This is a genomic window from Deinococcus detaillensis, assembly GCF_007280555.1.
In the GTDB taxonomy this organism is placed as follows: Bacteria; Deinococcota; Deinococci; order Deinococcales; family Deinococcaceae; genus Deinococcus; species Deinococcus detaillensis.
In genome coordinates this window covers 82,521-106,475 of sequence record NZ_VKDB01000009.1, presented here as the reverse complement: position 1 = coordinate 106,475, position 23,955 = coordinate 82,521, and the positions used below count along the sequence as shown (strand labels likewise).

The window sequence follows — 23,955 nt, the reverse complement described above, 5'->3', positions numbered from 1 at the left end:
AGGTCTGGATGATCCCGCACTGGTCAGCAGCATGGAGCATGGACGGTCCTGGGCTTCAGAAGCCTGGGGTGGCATTGGGCAAGTCAGGCCACTGGGCCCGGAGATGGGCGGCCAGATGCGAATAGATCTGGCCGTGGTTGGTGGCGTACCGCACCGGAGGCACCCCAGGCGACCGGGGAGCCACAGATGTTCACCGACCACGGCAGCGTGCAGCCAACCGGTTCCCAGGGAGGGAATGGGATCACCAGCCAGCGAGTAACTTCGGATCAGGTGGATGACAGCAGCTGGACACCGTAAGCATGCAGCGCCCATTTGGGTTCCGGCATGACCCAGTCGTGCCGTTCCCAGGCCGGGTACAGGCTGAGCGCGGCGGCGCAGCGGCTCAAGACCATCCTGGCCTGGGATTCGGTCAGAGCCAGCAAGTGCTCCAGGGCCGCCTGACCGGTGGAGACTGCACAGTAAGCGGGCAGATCCGCAGTCAGGTCCATTGAGATTCAAGCTGCCCCGGCGCTGTTACCGCACCATTACCGGCCCGAAGGAGGTCTAGATCGACGGGCCCACCACCCAATCCCGTTGGGGTGCATTGCCTTCATCCAATTGGTGAAGCCGCCCCGTGACCTGCTCCCGCAGAACCCGGCTACTGCATCACAGCACCATCCGCTCTGTATCCTTAGGGCAAAGCCGACGCCCATAACGGTCAGGTGTTTTTGAGCTTAGACGCTAGGGTGACGCTGCGGGTCTGGGAACAATGGGATGGGATGTGGGTTCACGTTTGCGGGACTGGATCGTGACGCGGGGTGGGCCTGCCGAGGGTGGCAAAGCAGAGTGGATGGTCACTTAGGCTCTTTCGCCCCGGCTTCTTCGCGTCTAGTGGGCTGAGAAATGGCAAGGTGTTTTACCAGCGGACGATCTACAGTGTCAGGAAAGGGGCCTGCACCACCTACGTTCTGGAATACCGGGACGGCGACCGGGTGACCGAAGGGCACCTGAAGCAACTGACGGCGTCACTTAAATTCTGACTTGAACGTGAACTCGTGCGGTTGAAAACATCTGCGTTGCTATGAGCTCTTTTTGGACTTTCTACCTTCGTTTCCGCATTTCTGGAGAGCAGTACGACTTTTGAATGCTTCCGCTTTTGTACGCCACAAGCTTCGTATAGTGCGGTCAAGCTGGAATCTTAACTTCACCTGCGAAAAATCGACTGAACCCCAGTTCCATTGGCGGAGGGTTTCGTAGAGGCGTGCACCCTGCATCTCCGGTAACGGCCTGGTAACGTCCTGCACCTAGGTTCAGAGGACAGAACTGGGTTCAGGACGATGAAGTCCACTTCAAAACCGTGCTGGACACACCTGAACGTGATCACCGCGTTCAGGATCAAGCGAGGTCAATGATGAAGAAGACGAGCAATCAACTGCTGATTGGTGCCGGGCTGCTCCTATTCGGACTCCTGGGAAGCGTGTTCGCCCAGAGCATGATGGATCAGCCTGGAAATGCTGGAGCAGGACAGGGAAATGGGCAGGGGTACGGCCAGGGCATGATGGGCGGCAATGGCGTCGGTGGCGGAATGATGGGAGGCGGCGCAATGGGCAGCGGAATGATGAGCCTCTACGCTCCCTCGTCGCGTCCCATCTCGCAAGACGAGGCCCGGAGGCGCGCACAAGGGTTCGTGGGTCGCTACGGATCGCAGGTCAAGACCAGGGACTTCATGGTCTTCGCCGAGAACTACTACGTTCAGGTGGTGGACGCCACGACCGGCGCGGGCCTGGCCGAAGTGCTCGTCGACCGCTACACCGGAATCGTCCAGCCGGAACCCGGACCGGACATGCTCTGGAACACCCGCTTCGGCATGCAGGGTGGACAGGTTGACAACGGCATGATGGGCGGAAGTGTCAGTCAGGGCCGTTCGGTTCCTTCGACCCCGGTTCGGTACACGAAGGTAGCGGCCCAGAAGCTCGCCGACACCTTCCTGGCCGGGTACCTGCCCGGAGGGAAGGTGATCGAAGGGATGACGTTTCCCGGGTACTACACCTTCGATTACGGCCGCAAGGCCATCGAAGGCATGCTGTCGGTCAACGCCTTCACCGGAGAGGTCTGGGTGCACGGCTGGCACGGTGCTTATCTCGGCGAGGTCAAGTAGACCCGTACCCATCAGAAGGTTGATATGACCGATTTTGCCCTTAAGCGAACCGTCGAGGCCGATGTGGACGCCGTTCTCGAACGGCTGAAGACAGCGCTGCTGGCAGAGGGCCTAGGCGTGCTGTACAGCCTCGAATTCAGCGACATCATCGCTGAGAAGACCGGCCACCAGCTTCCGAACCGTGTGGTTGGGTTCGGGGTCTGCTCACCCGATCTGGCCCGACAGGCCCTCGAATTCGACCCGAGCATCGCCGCCCTGCTGCCCTGTGGAGCGTTCGTGATCGGCACGCAGAACGGCACCGAGGTGGGCTTTCTCGACCCGGCTCTGGCCCTCGGGCTGACGGGTAACGAGGCGCTCGGTCCACTCGGGGACCAGGCCAAGACGATGTTCCAACGGGTGCTGGCAGCGGTATGACGCCGCCCAACCACACCTTGAACGCGAGGAGTAACTCTGTGCGCCATGTCTCTTCATCCACGCCAACGTCCGGCAGGCTCCGGGCTCAATCTGCAGGGATCACTGTTTCAGTTCCGGGCCTGCGCCTCTCGTCCGTTTCCATCTCGGTTCTCATCACGCTGGCCGGGTGCCTGGTCTTCTCGACCTGGCTGACCGCGGGTGCGTCAAAGTCTCCTGCTCTTCCCTCTCAGAGTGGCCAGATGCCCGGCATGAACATGGGCCTCCCCACCCGTATCCCCCTCTCGAAACTCTCCAGTACCCCGGTGCAGACGCCTACCAGGATGGGCGGCCTGGTGATGCCTCCGGGCATGATCATGACCAGCGGCACCTCTCTGGAGGCCATGCAAGACATGGCGGCAGTGGACCTGAGCAAGGTCACCTACACGGCCCCGGCGACGGCCCGCGGAGACCAGCCGCTCACGCCGCACCTCCTGAACGGCGTCAAAGTCTTCACGCTCGAAACCTCGCTGATCAACTGGAACATCTTGCCGGGCGTTCAGGTGGCGGCCTACGCGGTCAACCATCAGGTGCCCGGACCACGAATCCACCTCACCGAAGGCGACCGGGTCCGGTTCGTGGTAAAGAACGTCCTACCTGAAGCCACCACCATCCACTGGCACGGCCTGGCTGTGCCCAACAGCATGGACGGGGCCGGAAGCGTCACCCAGAAGCCCATCCCATCCGGGGGCAGCTTCCCACCCGGGGGCAGCTTCACGTACGAATTCACCGTCCGGCAGGCCGGGACGTTCTTCTACCACTCGCACACCTCCGTCGACCGTCAGCAGGGCCTGGGGCTATATGGTGCCCTGATCGTGGACCCCCGCAGTTCGTCCGGCATGCCGCGCACCGACCTCGACTACACCCTGCAGCTTCAGGAGTGGACTTTCAAATCCGGCTATACCTTCCCGTCAATGATCATGGAGGGGCTGCTGCCGAATTACTTCACCATCAATGGCAAGGCCTATCTATCGACGGACGTCGTCCAGATGAAGGTCGGGCAGACCATCCAACTGCGCTTTATCGGCAGCAACAACAACTTCATTCACCCGATGCACATTCACGGCGGCCCGTTCACGGTGGTGGCTCGTGACGGCGTGACACTGCCGGCGGGTGCCCGCTTCCAGGCCGACACCCTCAACATCGGACCAGGCCAGCGCTACGACGTGATCTGGACGGCGCGTGCCAAAGGAGTGTGGCTAATCCACTGCCACATCCCGCACCACATCACCAACGACAACGTCGAGGTCAAAGGTGGCGGCGGCCTCACCATGGCGATCAACGTCAAGTCTTAAGGGCTGTTCAGAACGCTGCCGAAGGGTCGTCTGTGTTCTGGTCATCGGGGTCGTGCAGGATGTGGCCTGGTCACGACCCTTCCGATCTTCAATCTAGAAACAGGTAATAAAGAGAGCAACAGAGGAGTCATTATGAACGGTTACGGTTACGGGATGGATTCGGGAGGGTTTGGATGGATCGGTATGGTGCTGTTTATGGTGGTAGTCATCGTTGGGCTGGTGGTTCTGGTCCGCGCCCTCAACCCAGGGCCGCACGGGGGTCACGCGGGAAGCGTATTCGATACGGACCGCACCCTTCAAATTGCCCGGGAACGGTTTGCCCGGGGTGACCTGACCAAAGAGCAGTTCGAGACTCTCAAGCGCGACCTTGGACACTGATTGGCTGGCGTTTAACCTGGGCGACACTGGCGTCACCGCCCAGGAGAAAGAGACGCGGCAGTGGTCTTGAACACGGCACAGCGCCAGTCGGCCAGGAATTCGGGGGGAGGGTAAGATGACAGAGTCTAGTGTGTACGCGGTGATGGTCTGGCTGCGCTCAACCGCCCCGCCCCTACGCTGCCTGTGGCGCGGCGGCCAGCCGCTCAACGGCGTCGGCATTCTGCCCACCAACCTCGCCCAGTACCCGAACTTCACCGGCGGGCTGCTCGTCCGTGACGCCAACGGTAATCAGATCCTCGAACTGCCCGGAGATGAAGTGGTGGGCGGCATCATCGGCAAGGCTCCTGAGGGCGCAAAGGGACAATCAGCCCTCAGTCCCCTCGGCGTGGACGGCGAACCGCTGCTGTCCGGACAACTCAATGGCTACGGCACGACGGTCCCGGTAGCTGGCCTGTTGCCTGTCCGCCTTACCATCGGCAATCAGGTCGGCGCTTACCAGCACACCTTTGAACTCGAAGGCGGCAATAGTGTGCAGGTGACCGTCAATGCCGTTCGGCCCTAAACCCTAAAGGAGGTATGCATTATGATCAGGAAACAGTTTATGGGCTTCATGGCCGCGCCGCAGGGCCGCGCACTCAGAGTTGGCGCAGGTCTCGCCTTAATGGGTTGGGGGCTGACAAAGGGCAAACCGGCGACCACAGCCCTCGGCCTTGTGCCGCTGCTGGCCGGGGTGTTCGACGTCTGCCTGCTGGCTCCTCTGGTCAAGCTGCCTTTTCACGGTGACGAGCTGCGACGTCAAACCTGACCGCGAGTTTGATTTGGCAGACCTTCAGCGCAGCAGGCGTGCGGTTTTGACGATCTCTTTTGGCGAAAGGGGAGCCCCATCGTCCATCACGCAACTGTTGATATACTCCTCGAAGATCACGTCACCCGTGGCGTCCAGGGCGCTGCGGATACCGCTGAGCAGGGTTAGGAGTTCCTGACAGGAACGCTCCTCGTCCACCATCTTCTGCAGGCCGCGCACCTGGCCTTCCAGGCGACGCAGGCGGTTGAGAACACGCTGTTTATCCGGCTGTTTTTCTATGGTTACGGGAGCGCTCGTCATCCTCACCTTCCTCTAGGGCCGCCACTGTCCGTGGCCTTGCTTTCTCAATAATACCCCTCTTGGATATACACACCGCCCCGCGAGGTCACCATGAATGATGTCCTGCTCTGTACCGTCTGCCACAGCAAGAACCGGGTCCGTCAGGTGCCTGACGGGCAGGTTCCCGTCTGTGCGCGCTGTCAGGCTGTCCTGCCGTGGCTCCATAACGGCACCGACGCCAGCTTTAGCAGTGACATTCAGGCCAGCGTGCCGGTGCTGGTGGATTTCTGGGCTCCCTGGTGCGGGCCGTGCCGAGTGATGGGGCCGATTCTGGAAGAGATTGCCCGCGAGCGGGCTGGGAAGGTCCGGGTAGTCAAAGTCAACGTGGACGAGAATCCCCAGAGCGCCGCCATATTTAATGTCCGCAGCATTCCGACGTTGCTGCTCTTTCATGAGGGCAAGCAGGTGGACTCCATGGTCGGTGTGATTCAGAAACCGGTCCTACTCCAGCGGCTCGTAGCTTATGGCTGAGCGGCCCTGGTAGGTTCCTCGCCCGCGCCTTCACCTTCAGGAGGAACGTTCATGCACCGGCTGACCCTGCTGCAACTCAACGATCTGCACGCCTACCTCGAACCCCATCCGGAGCTCTTCTGGGAAGGAGGCCGTCCTGTGACGCGGGGAACGGGAGGCATCAAGGCTTATTTCGATCAGGTCCGCACCGAGTATCCCGGCACTGGTATCGCCCTGGACAACGGCAATACCTTTCACGGTACAGGCCCGGTCGTCGCCACACGGGGCGAATTCATGCCGGAATTTCTCAACGAGTTGGCCTTTGACGGCATGACCGCCCACTGGGATTTCGGTTACGGCCCTGAACAACTTGAGCATCTGGCGACCGGCCTGAACTACCCCCTGCTGGCCGCCAACATCGACGTCGAGGGAACGTCCGAGCGTCCGTTCGCACCGTTCCGGATCATTGAGCGCGGCATTCGGGTGGGCGTGCTGGGTCTGGCCTCCAATATCATCGGCGACATGCCCCCGCGCTTTGGTAAGGGGCTGCGCTTCACCGATGGCCGGGCGGAAATCCGCGAATTCGTGCGGCACCTGCGGCAAGTGGAGCGGGTCGACGTCGTGGTGGCCTTGTCACACCTGGGGTTTCCGCAAGACTGCGCGCTGGCCGGGGAAGTAGAGGGCATCGACCTGACCGCGCCGCAGCGGGTGGGCCGCACCCTGATCACCCAGGCGGGCTGTTACAGCAGCTTCGTGACCCAGCTGGGCCTGGCGGTCACGGCGGACAAGGTGGAGTTGCTGCACCATGAGCTGGTCGAGATGCACTCGGCCCAGCCGCTCGACCTGCCGCTGGCTGAACAGATCTCCGGGCATCTGCTGCCCTTCCGCGCCGCTGAGGAAGAAATCGTCGGACACACCGAACTCCTACTCCACCGGGGCACGACCCTCAGTGCGCCTGCCGACGACTTCCTGACCGCCGCCGTTGCCCACGCTGCCAGTACCTCTATCGCCTTTTCGAACGGCTGGCGTTACGGTGCGCCCATCGCGCCGGAACCCGTCACCCGGATGGCCGTCTGGAACTTGGTACCTCATGATCCTCCGGTGAGTCAGGTGCAAGTGAGCGGCGCGGAACTCGTCCAGATGATTGAGGACAATCTGAAGGCGGTCTTTGCCGGTGAGCCTCTCGAACCGGAGAGGCAGTATCAGGTGGCGTTTCTGACCAATCAGGCCGTCCCGGCCCGCTTCGGGCAGCAGCGGCGTGAATTGCCCGTGAGCGCGGTGCAAGCCATGCTCACTTACCTGCAAGAGTGTGGTCCCATCGTGGCCGCCTCAGCGAGTGTCCACCTGATCTGAGCAGAAAAGCGGCCCGCACGGTTCATTTCCTGCGGTCAGCGGACACCATACCTGAAGCAGGTATACCCCGTGGGGTATTTGACTCATATCCCCTGGGGGTATAATATAGAGCCATCAAGAACGTGTCCTGTCACAATCAGGATGCGCCCACGGAGGAAAAACATGTTCTTTAAACGTCTGTACGACACTGACCTGGCCCAGGCCTCGTATCTGATTGGTTGTCAGCAAAACGGCACGGCCGTCGTGGTCGATCCGGTGCGCGACATTCAGCGTTACCTCGATCTTGCCGGGCAGGAAGGGCTGAGGATCGTCGCCGTGACCGAGACGCATATTCACGCCGACTACCTCAGCGGCAGCCGTGAACTCGCGGCCCGGACCGGCGCGGCGCTCTATCTCAGCGACGAGGGTGGCCCCGACTGGCAGTACGGCTTTGATCACGAAAGCCTGCACGACGGCAGCGAAATTCGCCTGGGCAACGTCGTGCTCCGGGCGGTGCATACACCCGGACATACCCCCGAGCATCTCAGCTTTCTGGTCATCGACGGTGCCCGCACCGACCAGTCGGTGATCCTGCTGACGGGAGATTTTGTGTTCGTCGGCGACCTGGGCCGCCCCGATCTGCTGGACGAAGCGGCTGGCGGAGTGGATACCCGTTTTGCCGGTGCGCGGCAGATGTTTGAGAGCCTGACCCACAAGTTCCAGCCCCTCCCCGACTACCTGCAAATCTGGCCCGGTCACGGTTCAGGCAGCGCCTGCGGCAAGGCCCTGGGCGCGGTGGAGAGCACCACCGTAGGCTACGAGCGCAACTTTGCCTGGTGGGCCGATTACCTGGCCGACGGCAACGAGGCCGCCTTTACCGACGCTTTGCTGGAAGGCCAGCCGGACGCGCCTACCTACTACGGCCGCATGAAGCGTCACAACAAAGCTGGACCGGCCCTGCTCGGCGAAGTGCAGCCCCTGACCCAGCTGTCCAGCCAGGACATTTCCGCTGCCCTAGAGCGCGGCGTGCGCCTGATCGATACCCGGCCCCGCGAAGCGTACCAGGCTGGAGCCGTACCCGGCAGCCTGCACCTGCCTGCCGGAAAGACCTTCGAAACCTGGTCCGGCTGGCTGCTGAACCCTGCTCAGGAGTACGTGCTGCTGGCCGCGCCGGAGCAGGCCGACGAACTGCGCCGCCGCCTATGGATGACCGGCATCGACCATGTCACCGGCTTTATCAGCACGCTGGACAGGCTGGACACCCAGCCGCAAGCCCCCGTGCCCGCCGCCGAACTCGGTGACTTGAGTAGAGCCTTCGTGCTCGACGTGCGGGCCAAAAGTGAATATGAGGCTGGTCACATCGAGGGCGCTACCCAGCTTCACGCGGGCCGACTGACCCACAACCTCGGCCTGATTCCCCGCGACCGCCCGGTGATCGTGCATTGCCAGGGAGGTGCCCGCAGCGCCGCCGCTGTGAGCGTGCTCCGCGCTGAGGGCTTTGACAACATCATTGACCTTGAAGGTGGCTACGCCGCCGCCAAATCGCAAGTCGGGGCCTGAGCAGCGGCCCACGTAGGTCAGAGCAAGCCATTCGAGGAGATCAGCATGTACCAAGACATCACCCCACAAGAACTTCAGCAGCTTCAGGCCCAGGGCACCCAGGTCATCGACGTCCGCGAGGACTGGGAGTACGGCAGCGGCCACATTCCAGGCGCACGCAACATTCCGCTGGGCAAGCTGCCAGGGCAACTCGGCGGCCTTCATGGCCCGGTCATCGTCGTGTGTGCCAGCGGCGGACGCTCGGCCAACGCGGCCCAGTACCTGGCTGAGAACGGCGTGCAGAATGTTTCCAACCTGCTAGGCGGCACTGGGGGCTGGATCAGCTCGGGCCTACCCACCAAGTAATGAAGCCCCGTCTGGAAGTTGTTTATGCTGAGTGAGCTGAGCTCTGTTTTCAGACTGGCCTGTTTCAAAGGATTTTTCCAATGATGCTGGCCTGGCTCGGCGCGGTGCTGATCGGCCTCAGTCTGGGGCTGCTGGGCTCCGGCGGCAGCATTCTCACCGTGCCGGTGCTGGTCTACCTCGTCGGCGAGGAGCCCAAGCTCGCCATCACCGAGAGTCTGGCGGTGGTGGGTCTGATCGCCCTGTTCGGCGCGTTGCCCTGTGCCTGGAAGCGCTGCACCAACTGGCGGGCGGTCCTGCTCTTTGGCTTGCCCGGTCTGGCCGGAACCTTTCTGGGCACACTCCTCAGCCACGCTCTGCCTGCCGCCCTGCAACTGCTGATCTTCGCGGTGGTGATGCTGATGGCCGCCTCGCGCATGTTCAAACCGGCCCAGAACGCTCAGGATCATCAGGCCCGCCCCTGGTGGCAGGTGCTGGCAGCGGGGCTCGGCGTGGGCGTACTGACCGGCGTGGTCGGGGTGGGCGGCGGTTTTCTGATCTTGCCAGCCCTGGTGCTGCTGCTCGGCCTGCCCATGACGGTGGCGGTCGGTACCAGCCTGGTGATCATCGCCCTGAACTCGGCCATGGGCTTTACCATGCACGCGCTCAGCGGGACACAGGCGCTGCACTGGAACCTGATCGGGCTGCTGGGCGGCATCGGCATCCTGGGGAGCTTCGCGGGCAACTACCTGTCGCGTTTTCTCTCGCAGCAGGCCCTCAGGCGTTCGTTTGCAGCCTTTCTGGTGGTGCTGGGAGGCTATATCCTCTATACCAATGTGCCCAGTGCGCTGAGCCACTGGCAACAGGCCCGGTCAGGCGCGTCTGCCCCGGTCACGGTCCTTCGCCACTGATTCCGGTTTTACACTGAGTCTCTCGACCACCTGGTAGCACCACAGAACAGCGTGGGGTAGTCAAAAAGCGGCCGGTCAGGTATCTGGGAGGTATGCAGCCAGCCCGTCCCCAGCACCCACTTGCCAGCGCCCAGCGCCTCCTTCACCAGCGCGTCCTCCCTGAGGGCAGCGGGCGTGTGATGGTCGCCGTCGAGGATGACGAGGTCATAGTCTCCAGACTTCTGGCTGCCGTCGTACTGAACCAGCTTCACTGTGGATCTGAGCGGTTCGAGGAAGGCACTCTCGACGGGGCCCTCGACCAGGGCATTGACCGTGTCAGAGGGCGGCTCCATTGCAGTGGGGCGCTGAGCGCACCCGGCCATGACGAGTGCGAGAGCGAGGCCGACGGATGCGACTAGACGTTTCATGCGCTACCTCCACGGTATTACGGCGTGTCACCGCACCGTTGTTCTTGATCCTGTGCTCCTCTGAGCTTACGAGCAGTCTCTGGCGGTTCTCTCCACACGGACGAATACGCCGTAGTCCTCCGTCTCGAACCTTATGGCCTGGCCTGCAGCGTCGAGCGTGAAGGCCGCTGTTCCAGGCAGCGAGTTCGGCCGGGGCCAGGCCAAGTCGAAGGCGTCCTGCCCCTCGTGCCGCAGGCTCCCCCGGTAGCAGGCGGGGCCGGCCTTCACGGCGATCCCCTCGCCCTCCCGGACCACGGCCAGCCGTCCGTATAACTCGTTCTCGTAGACCCCGACGTAGACATTGAGCGGGCGGGGCAGCGGCCCAAGGGGCAGTTTCGGTGGCGCGTCGACGGTGGCGACGAGCTGGGCCAGAGCGTCACGCTGTTGCCTGAATTCGGTAGAAAGGTCCTGTCCTGAGGGGCCGAGGTAGTCCTCCAGCACCCGCGCGCGGATCACCTCCGGCAGCAGGGTAAGGTTGAGGTTGGCTAGCACGACCACCCCCAAGTGTTCGGACGGTACCAGCGTCACCACGGCGCGGACCCCGGCGAGCGCGCCGCCCTTCTCGACGATCTTGTGCCCGTTGTAGTGATAGATGTTCCATCCCAGAGCGTAATCAAATCCCGTCTCCACATTGATCGGCGGCGCCTCGGCGAAGCCAGGACTCGAAGCCATGGCTGGCCGGAAAAGCTCCTGCACCGTCTTCGCCTGCAGCACCTGCTTGCCCTCAAAGCTTCCGCCCGCCAGGAGCATACGCATCCAGATGGCCATGTCATTGGCCGAGGAACTCATGGCCCCGGCCGGCGCGAAGGCGCCGTCACTCTCCCGCGTCGTTACCAGGGTCAGGCCAGCCAGGCGGCTCAGGTAGGCGGAGGCAGCATTCGGGTCACGGTCCAGATCCGCAACCACCACCTGGGTGCGTTTCATACCCAGCGGCCCGAGAAGCCGTGAGCGCACCACGGCCTCCCAGCTTGCCCCGTCCACCTGCCCGGCGAGCGTTCCAGCCAGGGCGTAGCCCAGGTTCGAGTACCCGGCCTTCTCACGGAAGCTGCCCACTGATTTGACGTACTGCAGGCGGCGCAGCACCTCTGACCGGGTGTAGCCGAGTTCGTTTAGGAGTTCGCCCCCGAAGGCCGGGAGGCCGCTGCGGTGAGCGAGCAGGTCGCGGGCGGTCGTGTGGAGGGTGGCGTAGGGATCAGACATGGCGAAGCCCGGCAGATGGCCGAGGACTGGGTCGTCCCAGCCGAGCTTGCCCTCGTCCACCAACGCTCCCAGAGCGGCAGCGGTGAAAATCTTCGTCACCGAGGCAAGCTGAAAAGCCGTATCGGCGTCCACCGCTCCTGGCTGGCCCTGAGTCCGCACGCCGTAGCCCTGGACGAACACAACCTTATCGTCCTTCACCACGGCGACCGCGACTCCGGGCACGTCCCAGTCGCGGCGCGCCTGCTCGATGAATGCGCCAAAGTCTCCCTGTGGCGCCTGGGCGGAGGCTGGAAACGAGACCAGGAGAACACACCCCAACGCACAGGGAAGCAGACCAGTAGACCAGCGAATGGCATTCATGTGAACCTCTTTTCTGGGCGTGAAACGTGGGGAAGTTGAACCAACTTCAGTCAGCCCTCTGATGCACCGCACATCTCAGGGTTCAGGTGGCTTCGTGAACCAGTCAAGGGGGCGTGACGTGGGCGTCCCACCAAGTCGCTGTCGGTGTCCCGCTCCGGCCCGCGCCCAGACAAGCCAGACTTAGGAGCGCGGCGGCATGCGTCCAGCTCCGGGTTCCCCGGCTCACCAAGGCACGTCCTGCGGGAAGAGAGCCTTCGTGAGTCGCAGGAACAGCTCGCTGGACTGGCTCTGGTCGTTGAGGTCGATGCGGTTGACATTGATGACGATGACCGCGTCCTTCGAGGGAAGGTAAAAGGCCTCGCTGCTGAACCCGAAGATGGTGCCGTTGTGCCCGCAGAACGGTCCGAAGAGGAGCACTCCCTCGCCGTACCGGATGAAGGATGGGCTGCCCGCCCCAGGCTGCCCTGCGAGGCGCTCCGTCTGCGTGGCGGGCCGCAGCAGCGTGCCCTGGCAGAGCGCACGCACGTAGATGTGCAGGTCGTCCAGCGTGGAGACCACCGCGCCCGCCCCGCCCGCCAGCTGTGGGTTCAGCCACGTCATGTCCCGGAAGGTTCCCGTGTCCGCGTCCAGGCTGTACCCGTGCAACAGGCTGGGCAGCACTGGACCTGTGGCGTAGAAGGTGCCGCGCAACCCCAGGGGCATCATCACATGTGCCTGCAGGTACGCGTCCATGTCCTGCCCGCTGACACGCTCCACGATTCTTTCCAGCAGCACGTAGTTCGTGTTGGTATACACGGTCTGTTCAGCCGGCGCGGTGAACGACGCCGCTCTGGCGGCCGCGAGGCGCACCGCGTCCTGCGCTGTGAAGGGCGCCAGCGGACGGCGGTAGTACGCGGCCAGCAGGTCCGCGTCCGCATACTCCGCGACGCCGCTGCGCATCATTAGGAGGTCTTTTACCGTGATGCGGCCCGCGTTCGGGAAGTCCGGAAACCATTTTGAAAGCAGGTCACTGGTGCTGAGCTGCCCTTGTTCCGCGAGCTGCAGGATGGCCGTCGCCGTGAAGGTCTTGCTGATGCTTGCGATGCGAAAAGCGTCGCTCACCTGCCGCATGCGGCCCGTTTGCAGGTTGGCGGTTCCGAAGGCCGCCCTGTACTCCCCCTGACCGGGAATCCATACCCCCACGGCCACGCTCGGCAGGTTCCGCTCCCGCATGGTGTCCCGAACGATGGAGTCTATCTGCGCCACGGTGGCGGCAGGCAACGGGGCGGCAGCGGTGAAGGACGCCAGACTCAGGGCGAGGAGGACCGGGGGACACCAGGCGGGTTGAATCACATTCATATCAGCTCCACCAGAATTCGCTTGGGTTTCGATGGCGGTCCAGATTCTTCCGTGGCAGCTCCCCGCCACCGGCTTCTTCGTCCCCGAAAAGGGTCCCTTTGTTATTTGGGCGGCTGAACGCGGGTGAACGTGCCCTGACCATCGCCGTTGTAATTCTCGAGGACCACCGACTGCGCCAAGCGGTCCGGACCGACGGTGAAGGTCACGCCTCCGAGCGCGGCGGGCGGCTCAGGTTCCGGAAGGTAAGTGAAGATGTTTTGATCGAAGTGCGTCAGGTGAAATGACTTGTGCTGTGGGCCGAGCTGCAAGATCAGGTGGTCATTTTCCTGCGTGATCTCCAAGAGACCGAAGTAATCGTTGGTGTAGGTGCCAGCGTACGCGCCGAGCGGCAGAGCGGGGAGCGGCGCGGTAGGCCCGGTGACGTACGCAGCACCCACCGAGGCGAAACTCGCCGTCAGCCCGTCGTAGGCTTTGGTCCAGAGGGCCACCCAGTCCTGTGTGAGGCTACCGTTCAGCGCGACGTCATAGAAGCTGTTAACCAGGCCGTCCGGCACGCCGCTGGGGAACGCGTTCGTCAGGACGGTAATGCCCAGATGTTCCGCCGGGAGCAGGTTCACGACAGTCTGCGCGCCTTGCGAGAAGGCTCCTGCGTGCGTCCAGTGCACACGTCCTCGCGCGTCGATGTCCACGTTCCATCCCAGGCCGTAAAAGGAGGTGTCTCCCGTGACGGGGTTCGGGCCGCGGGCGATCATCGGCTGGTGCGTCTGGGCGAGCGCGTCCGCCGCGATCAGGCGCCGCCCGTCCACCATTCCGTTCCCCAGTTCGAGGCGCATCCACTGCGCGAGGTCCCGCGCGGTGGAACTCACGCCGCCAGCGGGAGATTGGGCGTCTGGCTGACGCTTGAAGGTGGGTGCCCAGCGGCCTTGTTCCCAGACATGCAGGACCGCGCGGTTGGATGCGGCGGCGTAGTCGGCGTAGCGGGAACTGGTGTTGCGCATGCCCAGCGGCTGATATAGCCGCTGGGCGGCGAGGTCCTCCCAGGCCTTCCCCGCCGCCTGTGCGGCGGCCTGAGCGCCCGCAGTAAGACCAAAATTCGAATAGGCGTACGCTGAGCGCAGGCTGCTGGCGGGTTCCAGAAAACGCAGGCGGCGCAGGATCTCGGTGCGGCCAAACCCGACGCTCTCCAGGTCGTCGCCCGCCCCGCCGGGCAGTCCGCTGCGGTGGGAGAACAGGTCCGCAATGGTCACCTGACGCGTGACCCAGGGATCAAACATCTGGAGTTGCGGCATGTGACTGGCAGCCGGATCGTTCCAGCCCACCGTCCCGTCGCTGACGAGGGACGACACTATGGTCGAGGCGATGGGTTTTGACATTGAGGCGAGCTGGAAGACCGTGTCGGGGTCAACGGCATCCGGCCGCCCAGCCTCGCGGACGCCAAAGCCCTTCATGTACACCACCTGATCGTTGTAAACGACCACGATGGCCACTCCCGGTACGCCAGATTTCTGTAGCACGCTCGGGGTCAGCGTGTCCAGTTGCGCGAGGGCGGCGCTGAGCCGGGCGGGCGTGATTTCCGCAGCGCGCGCCAGCGGGGCGCCTGCGGTGACCAGGGCCAGGGTGATCAGGGACTGTCTCCAGCGGAACGTGCGGGAACTGAACATGGAACCTCCTGGTTTCATGAGTAGGGTGCCGTGGAATGCGTGGGTGACTGGGGTAGCCGGGCGGGCAGCCACTGACCCTGGATGATGTGTCCTGCCTTCAGGGGCTGGCTGGGTGCGAGGTGAACCGCCACCATCCATGCCTGCCGCAGTCCCCTCCTTGAGGCCTGCTCAACTCCCCGCCGTTCATCCGGGATCTTCAGCACCTCTCCTGGGCTGCGGTACGCTCACCTCGTAGCGTTCGACGTGTGCCGGTGCCGCAAGGACCGGCTGGAACCGGGCAATCTGCGTCTGGAAATAGCCGCGCGCTTCCATCGCGGTCAGGTCGCTGCCGTGTTCCCAGACCAGCAGCATCAGGATCCGGCCGGTGCCTGAATTGGTCAGCAGCTGGGCGCTGACCAGGCTACGTTCCTGCGTCGGGATGGTGCCAAACATGTCTTTGAATATTTCGATGGCCCCCTCCATCTTTCCCGGACGGATCTGCGCCTCAATCACCTTGGCGTGCATTCCTCACCACCTTCATGGTCAGCGAGCATCGTTCGCCGGTCTTCCCACTTGCCAAACGCACGTTCAGGGGAACTTCGGTAGGCACTCATCTGACTCACCATCAGCATAGAAAGGACCCGTTATGGCAGCGTTACGCAGTACGGCCGCCACCGGACGGCTGCGTAACGGAAGGCCAGGCGCGCGAATGCAGGGCGGACGATCTTCGGTTCAGGAGGTAGTCTGGCCCAGGTGGAACAGCGCCTGAGCAATCAGCGATTCCAACGTCAACACCTGAGTGGTGACGCGAGTTTCAGATGGGGTTTGCGCTACTTCATAGTCCTCTATGCTGGCCAGCAGGTGCGCAGCGAGGCGTCTGAAGCGGTCCTCGGTGGCCGGATGGTCGAGGGCGGCGCGGCAGTACAACACAGCTTCCAGCGGCTGGCCTTGGTTGACGCGCCACTCCGCAAGGTAGACCAGCCCCTCCAACACCCTCGGCCATTTGCCGCTGGACAGCGCCAGCCGGAGGCCACGGTCAAAGAAGGCCCGGGCCTTCAGGTCGGCCCTCAGCGCCCCACTGATCCTGGAGAGCAGCAGCAGGGCGGCCACGCTGAACACCTCATTGTCCTGGGACTGCACCAAGGCCAGTTGTTCTTCACAGAGCCGGCGGGCCTGCGCATAGTCGCTGCGGCAGAACGCCACCTCGGCCAAGCAATGCAGGACGTGAAGCACGCGGACGTAGCCGTCATACTTGCGGGCCAGCGTCAGACCCTCTTCCAGGACAGCCTGCGCCTGATCCAGCTGCCCAGCCAGGGTTGCCAGGTGACCCTGCATGGCGAGAGTGGACGCCAGTCCAGCCTTCATGTCCAAGGTGCGGTAGAGCTTTTGCGCCTCCACAACGTATTTCCTGGCCTCGTCATACCGGCCGAGCGCCGCCACTTCACCTGACAGGTTGGTGAGGAACGCGGCGCGCTGAGACGCCAGTGCAGGCGCGCTCGCCAGCTCAGCTGCCCGCCTGTAGTGTGTGGCCGACTCTTCGTACTGACCGATGGCGTGGTCCACAATGCCCAGCACACGGTGTGCGCTCATGGGCGTCTGATCTCCAGGAGCAGTAAAGGCCAGGCCCTGAAGGGCCAGGGCCTGGGCGGCAACCGTCTGCCCCTGGTGCAGGGTGAACCAGGCCTGCTGCATCAGGGCGTCACCTAGCACCTCTTGAACGTCGTGGCCACGCCGCGTGAGGAGGTGGACCGCCTCGGTGAATGACCGGACTCCCTCCTGAAAGCCGGCCTGCCACTCACAGAACTGAGCCCAGCGAGTCAGCGACGGCCGGAGTTCGCCCGGGGAGCCGGCCGTGAGGGCCCAGCTCCACGCGGCCCGTAGGTTTTCCAGCTCCTCATCAAGTGCGCCAAGGGTGTACGGCTCGCCACGTTCCTCGACAGTCTTTCCTTCTTTGAACAGCAGGCTGAAGTAGTGATCGCTGTGAAGGTTATGGACTCTGCGCCAATCTTCCGGAGAGGCCTGAAGGTGTTCGGCCAGATACTGCCGAATTAGGGTATGCACTTGATAGCGGCCGTCTGGTCCCAACTGGACCAGGGACTTGCTCACCAGATCTGCCAAGACTTTCGCAGAGGCAGTCGCCACCTGGCGTGCCCCCGGAAGTCGGAAGCCAGCCCGGAAGACCGAGAGATGGCACAGCACCTGTTGCTGTGCCGGGCTCAGGAGCCGCCATGAGTGGGTGAAGACGCCGCGCAGGCTGCGGTGACGTTCGTTCACGCCGCGCCGGGCCGAATCCAGGAAATCCAGGTTCTGCTGAAGTTCCACCACGATCTCATGCAGCGGAAGGAACCGGACCCACGCGGCTGCAAGTTCCAGGCCGAGCGGCGAGCCGCCCACCAGCTGACAGATGGTTGCCAGATGCGGAAACTCGGCGGGGCCGGGGGCAAAGGCCGGCCAGGTCCGCCGGGCACGGTCAAGAAACATCAGAACGGCGTCGTAGTACTGGCCTGTGGTGTGGTCGGTGGTCCCGGCGTCCGGGCAGTCCAGGCCATTGATCGGAACCAGCCATTCGGGTTCCAGGTCAAGCGACTCGCGGGAGGTGATGAGGAGGCGCAGGCGCGGGCATGCCTGTAACAGAGTCAGGACCACTCCGGCACCGTCAAGAAGGTGTTCAAAATTGTCTAACACCAGCAGCGTCTGGTTGTCAGCAAAGACGCGTGTGACCTGCTCGGCCGCGTCTGCTGGACCGGCCAGTGGAAGACGCAGAGCCTCGGCCACTGCCGGTACAATCTGAGCGCTGGTCGTGAGTGCTTCCAGTCTCACGAAGCAGACGCACTCCGAAGCCTCCTCGGCGGCCAGGTGGGCGGCTTCCAGTGCCAATCTGGTCTTGCCGATTCCGCCGGGTCCCGTCAAGGTCAACATCCGGCACTCTGGCCGGGACAGGTACACGGTGATCTCTGCGATCTCCATATCCCGCCCGATGCAAGGGCCAGGACGCATGGGAAGATCTGGGAAGCGAAAAGTGGTCGCTGCAGGGGTGGAGGCCCGCATCCAGAGCTGTTCAGACGTGTTCTGAGGGCCACTCTGGATCCGCTGCTGTAAAGCGGCCAACTCGGCCGACGGGGCAAGATGATATTCGTAGTCCAGCCGCTCAACGAAGCTCCGGCATGCTTGCAGCGCACGTTGATGACCACCCGCTTGGAGGAAGGCGTCCACCTGCAGACTCAACGCCTCCTCGTCCAACTCATCGCCGTCTAGTAGCGGGCTGAGCAGGTCGGCTGCCGCCAGGTGGGCACCCTGCTGCCCGAACTGTTCCGCACGCTTGATAACGGCAACCCGACAGAGTCCCGCCAGCCGCGCACGTTCCCGTTCCAGCCAGGAACTGTATTCACCGTCTGCGTCCATGCCTTCCAGGAACGGTCCGCCGTAGTGGTCGAGCGCCTCCTGCCAGCGCCCTTGATGGACTGCCTCCTCGAATTCCGACATGTCGGTGCGAATGTGCCAGCGCAAGCGGATGCGCTCTATCTCAAGAGGAGGCAACTGGGTCAACTTACGAATGCGGCTGAGCAACTGCCGGAACCTGTTCTGAATCAGTGGCGCAGGACAATCTGGCCAGAGAAGCGTCTGGAGTTGTGCGCGCGGTACCCAAACTTGTTGAAGGGCCAGATAGGCCATGAGTTGGAGACGCTGGTCTAGGTGGAAGGACCATGAAGTATATTCACTCTCCAAGCGAGCATTGCCCAAGAGATAGACCTTAGCGTCTGACATGGTTGTAAAGACCCTCACGTCTTTTCTCGTAATTCTAGCTGTCTTCCGGTTGCCCTTCCAGTGTAACCGTCTGACAGCAGTTGGTACTGGTGGCGCAGTCAAAATCTCACCTGTTCCGCTACCAGATGCTGACGTTTCTGACCGGTCAGAAGCTCTCGGATGCACAGATCCAGCTCCTCAGCGGCCATGCCAGCAAGAAGAGTCTGGAGGTCTACCAGCACCTGTCGCTTGACGCCGTGGACGCCGCATATCAGCAGGCCGTTCGGTTCATCAACCTCTAGCCCCCGGATTTTGGTGGCCTCCTAATCGGGGTCACGCGTGTAGGGACAGAACCTCTCGATCAGAGGGGCACCTGTCCTGGAGTGCTTGGGTGGGGGCTATGGTCGCAGCCAGATTAGGGACGGCGCTGCTTGCGGGGGCTGCCTGCGCGACGTCGGTGGTGTGTGGGGTGGCCGAGCGGACATTTGGACATTTCGGCGCAGACGCCGCCCCTGTCATCCCTCCACATCACCTTCAGCGGCACCAGCATTCATTTCAAGAAGATCGATTCGAGACCGCTTTCCTGTTGCTGGGAGCCTGCAGCGTCAGGGAACGTCCATTCTGTTGTTCGCATTCCAGTGCCAGATGCGGGTAGAGCTGAGCGATGGCCTGATAGACCCGCTCCTTGAGTCGCTGCCGGGCTTCCCGGGTCTCCGGGAGTTGCATAAGACGCGCGTACAGATCCTGATACTCAGGCGTCTGCTGGCTGGAAAAGAGGTAATGAACGCTCACCCGGTTTAGATCGTTCGCCAGGCTGTCTGCCCTGATCGGCTTTACCAGGCGTTTCTGCGCCTTTGCCCAGACAGTATGATGTTCGCAAGCCCACCTAATCAGCTCCGGCAGCGTGAGATGCTGAAGCTTGATGGTCAATGCTTCGGTTTCTTGCATGACTTGACTTGGCGCAGGCGCGGCAAGCTCCGGCATGATCTGGCCACCCGCCGTTTGGTGCCTTTGCCGCCGAGCCTGCATTTGGGCAAAGTCTGCCGTTCGTTCTGCGGCTTCGACGCGCTCAAGCAGGTACAGCCGCACCGGGATGAGGTCTATACGACGGTGGATGGTGTTCGACACTGGCTCTGGAGGGCCGTGGATGAGTATGGCTTCGTACTCGATATTCTCCTTCAGCGGCACAGGAATACCAAGGCGGCGAAGACCTTCCTGACAAGGCTTTTGGGTGAATATGACGTTCCAGAGGTCATTCGTACCGATCAGCTCCAGAGTTACGGAGCTGCGATTCGGCAGATCCCAAGCCTGGCTGACGTCGACCACCAAGAAGTGATCTCCAAGGCCCGTTGTAACAATATCGTCGAGCAGGAACATCGATCGACACGGCGACAAGAGCGAAGTCAACAGGGGTTCAGACGACAGAAACGCGCTCAAGAATTCCTGAGTTTGCACGCCTGGATCACCAATCTCCACCATCATTCCCGCACCAGTGTCTCCGCCGCAGTGAGGAGAAGTGATCAGAAACGAGCGTTCCAGACGTGGTCAACCGTTGCGGCGGGGGTGGCCTGAGGTTCAGGCTACCCCCGCCCTCCGACTGCCGTGAACCAAGTTAAGGCAACACAACCGTTTTGCAGCGCCGGATCAGTGGGCCAGGCATAACCACTCAGGAGCCGGCGTTTGTGTGCCTTTGTGCCTCAGCTTAAGCTGCCGAATCCCGTGATTTCGTCGGTTTTCAACCCCATTTCGCTGCATCAAACGCCGAATTGCCCTTCAAATTGACCACTCGAGCGTAAAATTCAGTCGAATGGTCAAAATCTGGGACAGGAGACCTACCAAACATGGGCGGCGGGCTGTGCGAATTGGCCCTCCCTGCTGACGCTTGAAGTCAACCCGTACGGTGGCCTACGGTGGACATTTCGATCGGTTCAAGCACCACCGTCCGGTCTGGCATCTGGCGTTCCTGCAACTGAAGAAGCAGTGACGTCAGTTGTTCTTCCGCGCCGAACACCTGAACCGTTATTGGCATGCGGTCCGGTCTGATCTCCAGCAGCATCAGGTCAACCTCCAGCCCATGCCGCCCATACCCTGCGATTCCAGGTCGGGAAAAGGCCCAGGGCAGATGCAGAGACTTGGCCGTGTCCACAATTACCCTCTCCAGCGGTTGACCTCCCAGCCGGTCGCCAGCCAACACGTACAGCCGCAGAACTGCGTTCACGGGACCACCTCACTGCGAGCAAGAAGCCGCACGCGCTGCACGGTAATTAGAGCCGAGGCGGTTAGCTCGGCCTGGACACCCTCCAGAAAGCGCTGGATCTTGTCCTCCTCGTCAACTATCTCAACCACCACCGGAAGGTTTTGCGCGAAGTGGAAGAGCGAGGCGTGCCGGAGTTCGCCGTCCAGTCCGAAACCCATGCTGCCCTGGGTGACGGTCGCGCCTTTCAGACCAGCCTGTCTGGCAGCCTGGATCAGCCAGTCAAAGGTCGATTCGCCGCGCACCTGATCGGTCGCGCCGAGGTGAATCTTGAGGAGGGCAGCATCTGTCCAAGTCATACGAGGCCGCCGATTCGGGACGCCACCCAGCGACCGAACAGCACCGCCACGTAGCCACTCAGCAGATTGCCGAGAATGTACAGAGCGGCCCGGCCCGACTCGCCACTCCGGAGCAGCAGGTCACTCTCCCATTCGAAGGTGCTGAAGGTGGTGAAGGCCCCCACGAAGCCGGTGCCGAATGCCAGCCGCAGTTCTGGGCTGACCAGATCCCTGGCGCTGAGGGCGATGACCAGACCGAGCAGGAAACTGCCAATCACGTTGATGACCAGCGTGCCGAGTGGGAAAGACGCCCAGTGACTCTGACCGAGCCGCCCCTGGATGAAGAGGTTGAAGTAATACCGAGACAGTGCGCCGAGCGCGCCGCCGAGTGAAATTCCGGTCCAGATTGGCATGAGAACTCCCTGCGTCCTGGGAAGGTAGGCAGAATCAGCTGGACGCTGGGCGGTTCAAGGCGCATGCCATCGCCTGTACCCAGAGTCTAGCAAGACACACCCGCTTCCGTCAGCTGCTCAGACAGTCACGTTGCCTTCACCTGGTCAGACACGACTGACACGCTGGACAATGATAATCGGCTTGGCAGTCATCTGCTTGGCCGCTGACAGGTGGGCGTCCTGCAACTCCAAGGTGGCGAACAGGACTGCTGAGTGTGTCAGCCGCGACGCTCCGAGGAGAGTAAGCTGCTGGAGACGGAGCAGTCTCGCCACGCCGCCCGAAGGGTTTTCTGGAGCGGAGCGTTGTTCCCTGCTTCGCTTCCCACAACCTGCCGGGGGTCCCTGAAGACGAGATTCTTTAAAGCCAGATCCTGAACCCGTCAGGGTAGCCCTCGACTCGCCTGGCCGCTTTCTAGCCCGCGAGGGTTCTGGCAAGTTAAGCGCGGTAGGCTGAGCGTCCGTGACTGACCGCAAGCCCTACCGCCACCGTCTTCCGCTGAGCATCATCCAGTACGCTCTCTGGCTCTACCACAGCTTCTCCCTCAGCCAGCGTGCAGTTGAAGTGGCCGTCTGAGGTTCAGACGGCCACTGACCTTATCAGTCGCCTCCCCAATTAAATTGCCAGAACCATCTCCGGTAACGGCCTGGTAACGTCCTGCACCTAGATTCAGAGGACAGAACTGGGTGCAGGATCAAGCGAGGTCAATGATGAAGAAGACGAGCAATCAACTGCTGATTGGTGCCGGGCTGCTCCTATTCGGACTCCTGGGAAGCGTGCTTGCCCAGAGCATGATGGATCAACCTGGAAGTGCTGGAGCAGGACAGGGAAATGGGCAGGGCATGATGGGCGGCAATGGCATGGGCGGCGGAATGATGAGCCTCTACGCTCCCTCGTCGCGTCCCATCTCGCAAGACGAGGCCCGGAGGCGCGCACAAGGGTTTGTGGGTCGCTATGGATCGCAGGTCAAGACCAGGGACTTCATGGTCTTCGCTGAGAATTACTACGTTCAGGTGTTGGACACCACGACCGGCGCGGGCCTGGCCGAAGTGCTCGTCGACCGCTATACCGGAATCGTCCAGCCGGAACCCGGACCGGACATGCTCTGGAACACCCGCTTCGGCATGCAGGGTGGCCAGTTTGACAACGGCATGATGGGCGGAAGTGTCAGTCAGGGCCGTTCGGGTCCTTCGACCCCGGTTCGGTACATGAAGGTAGCGGCCCAGAAGCTCGCCAACACCTTCCTGGCCGGGTACCTGCCCGGAGGGAAGGTGATCGAAGGGATGCCGTTTCCCGGGTACTACACCTTCGATTACGGCCGCAAGACCATCGAAGGCATGCTGTCGGTCAATGCCTTCACCGGAGAGGTCTGGGTGCATGGCTGGCACGGTGCTTATCTCGGCGAGGTCAAGTAGACCCGTACCCATCAGAAGGTTGATATGACCGATTTTGCCCTTAAGCGAACCGTCGAGGCCGATGTGGACGCCGTTCTCGAATGGCTGAAGACCGCACTTACGGCAGAGGGTCTGGGAGTGCTCTACACCCTCGAATTCGACCCGAGCATCGCCGCCCTGCTGCCCTGTGGCGCGTTCGTGATCGGCACGCAGACCGGCACCGAGATGGGCTTTCTCGACCCGGCCCTGGCTATCGGGCGGACGGGCAACGAGGCGCTCGGTCCACTCGGGAACCAGGCCAGGGGGATATTTCAACGGGTGCTGGCCGAGGTGTGACGCGGCAAGCTGCTGATCCTTTCAACCACGCCCTGAACGCAAGGAGTGAATCCATGAGCCATTTCCCTTTATCCACGTCAAGATCTGGCAGGCCCAGAGTTCAACCTGCCGGAAACAGCGTCAGCGTTCAATAGGCAATCAATAGAAGAACAGAGGAGTCAATATGAACGGCTACGGTTACGGGATGAATTCGGGAGCGTTTGGATGGATCGGCATGATGCTGTTTATGGTGGTGGTCATCGTTGGGCTGGTGGTTCTGGTCCGCGCCCTCAATCCAGGGCCGCACGGAGGTCACGCGGGAAGCGTATTCGATACGGACCGCGCCCTTCAGATTGCCCGCGAACGGTTTGCCAGAGGCGAACTGACCAAAGAGCAGTTCGAGACCCTCAAGCGCGACCTTGGACACTGATTGGCTGGCGCTTGGCCTGGGCGACGCTGGCGTCACTGTCCGGGCGAAAGAGACGCGGTAATGGTCTTGAACACGGCACAGCGCCAGTCGGCCAGGAATTCGAGGGGAGAGTACGATGACAGAATCCA

28 protein-coding genes, 2 pseudogenes and 1 riboswitch are annotated in these 23,955 nt (G+C 62.4%); of the genes and pseudogenes, 17 read left to right on the top strand and 13 right to left on the bottom strand.

Features of this window, described 5'->3' with window-relative positions:
• Window positions 1–266: 266 nt before the first annotated feature.
• The gene (locus FNU79_RS10160) at window positions 267–488 is read right to left on the bottom strand and encodes a hypothetical protein (protein WP_143720738.1); all 222 of its coding nucleotides are present in this window, start codon (window positions 486–488) and stop codon (window positions 267–269) included.
• A gap of 848 nt (window positions 489–1,336) precedes the next feature.
• On the opposite strand from FNU79_RS10160, the gene FNU79_RS10155 reads away from it, so the two are divergent.
• From FNU79_RS10155 to FNU79_RS10130, 6 genes are all read left to right on the top strand, one after another.
• Window positions 1,337–2,137, top strand: a complete 801-nt coding sequence (locus tag FNU79_RS10155; RefSeq protein WP_225430011.1) for a hypothetical protein — start codon at window positions 1,337–1,339, stop codon at window positions 2,135–2,137.
• Window positions 2,138–2,161: 24 nt separating this feature from the next.
• Window positions 2,162–2,551, top strand: a complete 390-nt coding sequence (locus tag FNU79_RS10150; RefSeq protein WP_143720737.1) for a DUF302 domain-containing protein — start codon at window positions 2,162–2,164, stop codon at window positions 2,549–2,551.
• A gap of 239 nt (window positions 2,552–2,790) precedes the next feature.
• Window positions 2,791–3,882, top strand: a complete 1,092-nt coding sequence (locus FNU79_RS10145) for a multicopper oxidase family protein (RefSeq protein ID WP_225430010.1) — start codon at window positions 2,791–2,793, stop codon at window positions 3,880–3,882.
• Between the two features lie 132 nt (window positions 3,883–4,014).
• On the top strand, window positions 4,015–4,260 hold the full coding sequence (locus FNU79_RS10140) for an SHOCT domain-containing protein (protein ID WP_143720735.1): 246 nt from the start codon (window positions 4,015–4,017) through the stop codon (window positions 4,258–4,260).
• A 115-nt stretch (window positions 4,261–4,375) separates the two neighbouring features.
• Window positions 4,376–4,822, top strand: coding sequence for a hypothetical protein (locus tag FNU79_RS10135; RefSeq protein WP_143720734.1), 447 nt, complete (start codon window positions 4,376–4,378; stop codon window positions 4,820–4,822).
• Between the two features lie 21 nt (window positions 4,823–4,843).
• Window positions 4,844–5,065: a YgaP-like transmembrane domain gene (locus FNU79_RS10130; protein WP_225430009.1), complete on the top strand. Its 222-nt coding sequence runs from the start codon at window positions 4,844–4,846 to the stop codon at window positions 5,063–5,065.
• 24 nt (window positions 5,066–5,089) lie between these two features.
• Here the strand turns inward: FNU79_RS10130 and FNU79_RS10125 are convergent, their stop codons facing one another.
• Entirely contained in the window at window positions 5,090–5,365 is a 276-nt protein-coding gene (locus tag FNU79_RS10125) for a metal-sensitive transcriptional regulator (RefSeq protein WP_143720733.1), read from the bottom strand.
• 90 nt (window positions 5,366–5,455) lie between these two features.
• Here FNU79_RS10125 and trxA point away from each other — a divergent pair, with 90 nt between their 5' ends.
• The 5 genes from trxA to FNU79_RS10100 all read left to right on the top strand — a co-directional run bounded on the left by trxA (window position 5,456) and on the right by FNU79_RS10100 (window position 9,978).
• On the top strand, window positions 5,456–5,875 hold the full coding sequence (gene trxA, locus FNU79_RS10120; RefSeq protein ID WP_143720732.1) for a thioredoxin: 420 nt from the start codon (window positions 5,456–5,458) through the stop codon (window positions 5,873–5,875).
• Between the two features lie 51 nt (window positions 5,876–5,926).
• Window positions 5,927–7,207: a bifunctional metallophosphatase/5'-nucleotidase gene (locus tag FNU79_RS10115; RefSeq protein ID WP_143720731.1), complete on the top strand. Its 1,281-nt coding sequence runs from the start codon at window positions 5,927–5,929 to the stop codon at window positions 7,205–7,207.
• Window positions 7,208–7,369: 162 nt separating this feature from the next.
• On the top strand, window positions 7,370–8,746 hold the full coding sequence (locus FNU79_RS10110) for an MBL fold metallo-hydrolase (RefSeq protein WP_143720730.1): 1,377 nt from the start codon (window positions 7,370–7,372) through the stop codon (window positions 8,744–8,746).
• 45 nt (window positions 8,747–8,791) lie between these two features.
• Window positions 8,792–9,091: a rhodanese-like domain-containing protein gene (locus FNU79_RS10105; protein ID WP_143720729.1), complete on the top strand. Its 300-nt coding sequence runs from the start codon at window positions 8,792–8,794 to the stop codon at window positions 9,089–9,091.
• Between the two features lie 80 nt (window positions 9,092–9,171).
• Window positions 9,172–9,978 (top strand): sulfite exporter TauE/SafE family protein, encoded by an 807-nt coding sequence (locus FNU79_RS10100; RefSeq protein WP_143720728.1) that lies wholly within the window; start codon window positions 9,172–9,174, stop codon window positions 9,976–9,978.
• Between the two features lie 8 nt (window positions 9,979–9,986).
• Here FNU79_RS10100 and FNU79_RS10095 read toward each other — a convergent pair whose 3' ends face one another.
• The 6 genes from FNU79_RS10095 to FNU79_RS10070 all read right to left on the bottom strand — a co-directional run bounded on the left by FNU79_RS10095 (window position 9,987) and on the right by FNU79_RS10070 (window position 18,634).
• On the bottom strand, window positions 9,987–10,385 hold the full coding sequence (locus tag FNU79_RS10095) for a hypothetical protein (RefSeq protein ID WP_143720727.1): 399 nt from the start codon (window positions 10,383–10,385) through the stop codon (window positions 9,987–9,989).
• A gap of 66 nt (window positions 10,386–10,451) precedes the next feature.
• Window positions 10,452–11,984: a serine hydrolase gene (locus tag FNU79_RS10090; protein ID WP_143720726.1), complete on the bottom strand. Its 1,533-nt coding sequence runs from the start codon at window positions 11,982–11,984 to the stop codon at window positions 10,452–10,454.
• 222 nt (window positions 11,985–12,206) lie between these two features.
• Window positions 12,207–13,322, bottom strand: coding sequence for a serine hydrolase domain-containing protein (locus FNU79_RS10085; protein ID WP_143720725.1), 1,116 nt, complete (start codon window positions 13,320–13,322; stop codon window positions 12,207–12,209).
• Window positions 13,323–13,423: 101 nt separating this feature from the next.
• On the bottom strand, window positions 13,424–14,983 hold the full coding sequence (locus tag FNU79_RS10080; protein WP_143720724.1) for a serine hydrolase: 1,560 nt from the start codon (window positions 14,981–14,983) through the stop codon (window positions 13,424–13,426).
• A 183-nt stretch (window positions 14,984–15,166) separates the two neighbouring features.
• Window positions 15,167–15,487: an antibiotic biosynthesis monooxygenase family protein gene (locus FNU79_RS10075; RefSeq protein WP_143720723.1), complete on the bottom strand. Its 321-nt coding sequence runs from the start codon at window positions 15,485–15,487 to the stop codon at window positions 15,167–15,169.
• Between the two features lie 207 nt (window positions 15,488–15,694).
• Window positions 15,695–18,634 carry an ATP-binding protein gene (locus FNU79_RS10070; RefSeq protein ID WP_185974673.1) on the bottom strand — a complete coding sequence of 980 codons (2,940 nt, stop codon included), beginning with the start codon at window positions 18,632–18,634 and terminating at the stop codon, window positions 15,695–15,697.
• 182 nt (window positions 18,635–18,816) lie between these two features.
• Here FNU79_RS10070 and FNU79_RS10065 point away from each other — a divergent pair, with 182 nt between their 5' ends.
• Window positions 18,817–19,008 carry a hypothetical protein gene (locus FNU79_RS10065; RefSeq protein ID WP_143720721.1) on the top strand — a complete coding sequence of 64 codons (192 nt, stop codon included), beginning with the start codon at window positions 18,817–18,819 and terminating at the stop codon, window positions 19,006–19,008.
• Between the two features lie 253 nt (window positions 19,009–19,261).
• Here the strand turns inward: FNU79_RS10065 and FNU79_RS19110 are convergent, their stop codons facing one another.
• On the bottom strand, window positions 19,262–19,636 hold the full coding sequence (locus tag FNU79_RS19110; protein WP_185974672.1) for a hypothetical protein: 375 nt from the start codon (window positions 19,634–19,636) through the stop codon (window positions 19,262–19,264).
• A 156-nt stretch (window positions 19,637–19,792) separates the two neighbouring features.
• Here FNU79_RS19110 and FNU79_RS10060 point away from each other — a divergent pair.
• Window positions 19,793–20,278 (top strand): annotated as a pseudogene (locus tag FNU79_RS10060) (DDE-type integrase/transposase/recombinase); the annotation flags it as partial.
• Between the two features lie 316 nt (window positions 20,279–20,594).
• On the opposite strand, the gene FNU79_RS10055 reads toward FNU79_RS10060, so the two are convergent.
• The 4 genes from FNU79_RS10055 to FNU79_RS19105 all read right to left on the bottom strand — a co-directional run bounded on the left by FNU79_RS10055 (window position 20,595) and on the right by FNU79_RS19105 (window position 21,963).
• Window positions 20,595–20,924: a DUF190 domain-containing protein gene (locus FNU79_RS10055; RefSeq protein ID WP_143720719.1), complete on the bottom strand. Its 330-nt coding sequence runs from the start codon at window positions 20,922–20,924 to the stop codon at window positions 20,595–20,597.
• A complete protein-coding gene (locus FNU79_RS10050) occupies window positions 20,921–21,259 on the bottom strand; it encodes a DUF190 domain-containing protein (RefSeq protein ID WP_143720718.1) in 339 nt (112 codons plus the stop codon). Before FNU79_RS10050 ends, FNU79_RS10055 begins: the two co-directional genes overlap by 4 nt.
• On the bottom strand, window positions 21,256–21,651 hold the full coding sequence (gene crcB / locus FNU79_RS10045; protein WP_143720717.1) for a fluoride efflux transporter CrcB: 396 nt from the start codon (window positions 21,649–21,651) through the stop codon (window positions 21,256–21,258). The genes FNU79_RS10050 and crcB overlap by 4 nt, the downstream gene beginning before the upstream one ends.
• Before the next feature lie 18 nt (window positions 21,652–21,669).
• Window positions 21,670–21,734, bottom strand: a riboswitch (Fluoride riboswitch).
• A 61-nt stretch (window positions 21,735–21,795) separates the two neighbouring features.
• Window positions 21,796–21,963 carry a hypothetical protein gene (locus FNU79_RS19105; RefSeq protein ID WP_185974670.1) on the bottom strand — a complete coding sequence of 56 codons (168 nt, stop codon included), beginning with the start codon at window positions 21,961–21,963 and terminating at the stop codon, window positions 21,796–21,798.
• 187 nt (window positions 21,964–22,150) lie between these two features.
• Between FNU79_RS19105 and FNU79_RS10040 the strand changes: the two are divergent.
• The 4 genes and pseudogenes from FNU79_RS10040 to FNU79_RS10025 form a co-directional block, all read left to right on the top strand.
• Window positions 22,151–22,252 (top strand): annotated as a pseudogene (locus tag FNU79_RS10040) (IS6 family transposase); the annotation flags it as partial.
• A gap of 143 nt (window positions 22,253–22,395) precedes the next feature.
• Window positions 22,396–23,103 carry a hypothetical protein gene (locus FNU79_RS10035; protein WP_225430008.1) on the top strand — a complete coding sequence of 236 codons (708 nt, stop codon included), beginning with the start codon at window positions 22,396–22,398 and terminating at the stop codon, window positions 23,101–23,103.
• A 24-nt stretch (window positions 23,104–23,127) separates the two neighbouring features.
• Complete coding sequence (locus FNU79_RS10030) at window positions 23,128–23,418, top strand: hypothetical protein (protein WP_143720716.1); 291 nt, start codon at window positions 23,128–23,130, stop codon at window positions 23,416–23,418.
• 163 nt (window positions 23,419–23,581) lie between these two features.
• Window positions 23,582–23,827, top strand: a complete 246-nt coding sequence (locus FNU79_RS10025; protein ID WP_143720715.1) for an SHOCT domain-containing protein — start codon at window positions 23,582–23,584, stop codon at window positions 23,825–23,827.
• Window positions 23,828–23,955: the final 128 nt, after the last annotated feature.

What these genes read in the sequence shown, in the direction of transcription:
- FNU79_RS10160 (WP_143720738.1), bottom strand. Translation starts at nt 488, where the DNA reads ATGGACCTGACTGCGGATCTGCCCGCTTACTGTGCAGTCTCCACCGGT.
- FNU79_RS10150 (WP_143720737.1), top strand. Translation starts at nt 2,162, where the DNA reads ATGACCGATTTTGCCCTTAAGCGAACCGTCGAGGCCGATGTGGACGCC.
- FNU79_RS10145 (WP_225430010.1), top strand. Translation starts at nt 2,791, where the DNA reads ATGCCCGGCATGAACATGGGCCTCCCCACCCGTATCCCCCTCTCGAAA.
- FNU79_RS10140 (WP_143720735.1), top strand. Translation starts at nt 4,015, where the DNA reads ATGAACGGTTACGGTTACGGGATGGATTCGGGAGGGTTTGGATGGATC.
- FNU79_RS10135 (WP_143720734.1), top strand. Translation starts at nt 4,376, where the DNA reads ATGACAGAGTCTAGTGTGTACGCGGTGATGGTCTGGCTGCGCTCAACC.
- FNU79_RS10130 (WP_225430009.1), top strand. Translation starts at nt 4,844, where the DNA reads ATGATCAGGAAACAGTTTATGGGCTTCATGGCCGCGCCGCAGGGCCGC.
- FNU79_RS10125 (WP_143720733.1), bottom strand. Translation starts at nt 5,365, where the DNA reads ATGACGAGCGCTCCCGTAACCATAGAAAAACAGCCGGATAAACAGCGT.
- trxA (WP_143720732.1), top strand. Translation starts at nt 5,456, where the DNA reads ATGAATGATGTCCTGCTCTGTACCGTCTGCCACAGCAAGAACCGGGTC.
- FNU79_RS10115 (WP_143720731.1), top strand. Translation starts at nt 5,927, where the DNA reads ATGCACCGGCTGACCCTGCTGCAACTCAACGATCTGCACGCCTACCTC.
- FNU79_RS10110 (WP_143720730.1), top strand. Translation starts at nt 7,370, where the DNA reads ATGTTCTTTAAACGTCTGTACGACACTGACCTGGCCCAGGCCTCGTAT.
- FNU79_RS10105 (WP_143720729.1), top strand. Translation starts at nt 8,792, where the DNA reads ATGTACCAAGACATCACCCCACAAGAACTTCAGCAGCTTCAGGCCCAG.
- FNU79_RS10100 (WP_143720728.1), top strand. Translation starts at nt 9,172, where the DNA reads ATGATGCTGGCCTGGCTCGGCGCGGTGCTGATCGGCCTCAGTCTGGGG.
- FNU79_RS10095 (WP_143720727.1), bottom strand. Translation starts at nt 10,385, where the DNA reads ATGAAACGTCTAGTCGCATCCGTCGGCCTCGCTCTCGCACTCGTCATG.
- FNU79_RS10090 (WP_143720726.1), bottom strand. Translation starts at nt 11,984, where the DNA reads ATGAATGCCATTCGCTGGTCTACTGGTCTGCTTCCCTGTGCGTTGGGG.
- FNU79_RS10085 (WP_143720725.1), bottom strand. Translation starts at nt 13,322, where the DNA reads ATGAATGTGATTCAACCCGCCTGGTGTCCCCCGGTCCTCCTCGCCCTG.
- FNU79_RS10080 (WP_143720724.1), bottom strand. Translation starts at nt 14,983, where the DNA reads ATGTTCAGTTCCCGCACGTTCCGCTGGAGACAGTCCCTGATCACCCTG.
- FNU79_RS10075 (WP_143720723.1), bottom strand. Translation starts at nt 15,487, where the DNA reads ATGCACGCCAAGGTGATTGAGGCGCAGATCCGTCCGGGAAAGATGGAG.
- FNU79_RS10070 (WP_185974673.1), bottom strand. Translation starts at nt 18,634, where the DNA reads ATGGCCTATCTGGCCCTTCAACAAGTTTGGGTACCGCGCGCACAACTC.
- FNU79_RS10050 (WP_143720718.1), bottom strand. Translation starts at nt 21,259, where the DNA reads ATGACTTGGACAGATGCTGCCCTCCTCAAGATTCACCTCGGCGCGACC.
- crcB (WP_143720717.1), bottom strand. Translation starts at nt 21,651, where the DNA reads ATGCCAATCTGGACCGGAATTTCACTCGGCGGCGCGCTCGGCGCACTG.
- FNU79_RS10035 (WP_225430008.1), top strand. Translation starts at nt 22,396, where the DNA reads ATGATGAAGAAGACGAGCAATCAACTGCTGATTGGTGCCGGGCTGCTC.
- FNU79_RS10030 (WP_143720716.1), top strand. Translation starts at nt 23,128, where the DNA reads ATGACCGATTTTGCCCTTAAGCGAACCGTCGAGGCCGATGTGGACGCC.
- FNU79_RS10025 (WP_143720715.1), top strand. Translation starts at nt 23,582, where the DNA reads ATGAACGGCTACGGTTACGGGATGAATTCGGGAGCGTTTGGATGGATC.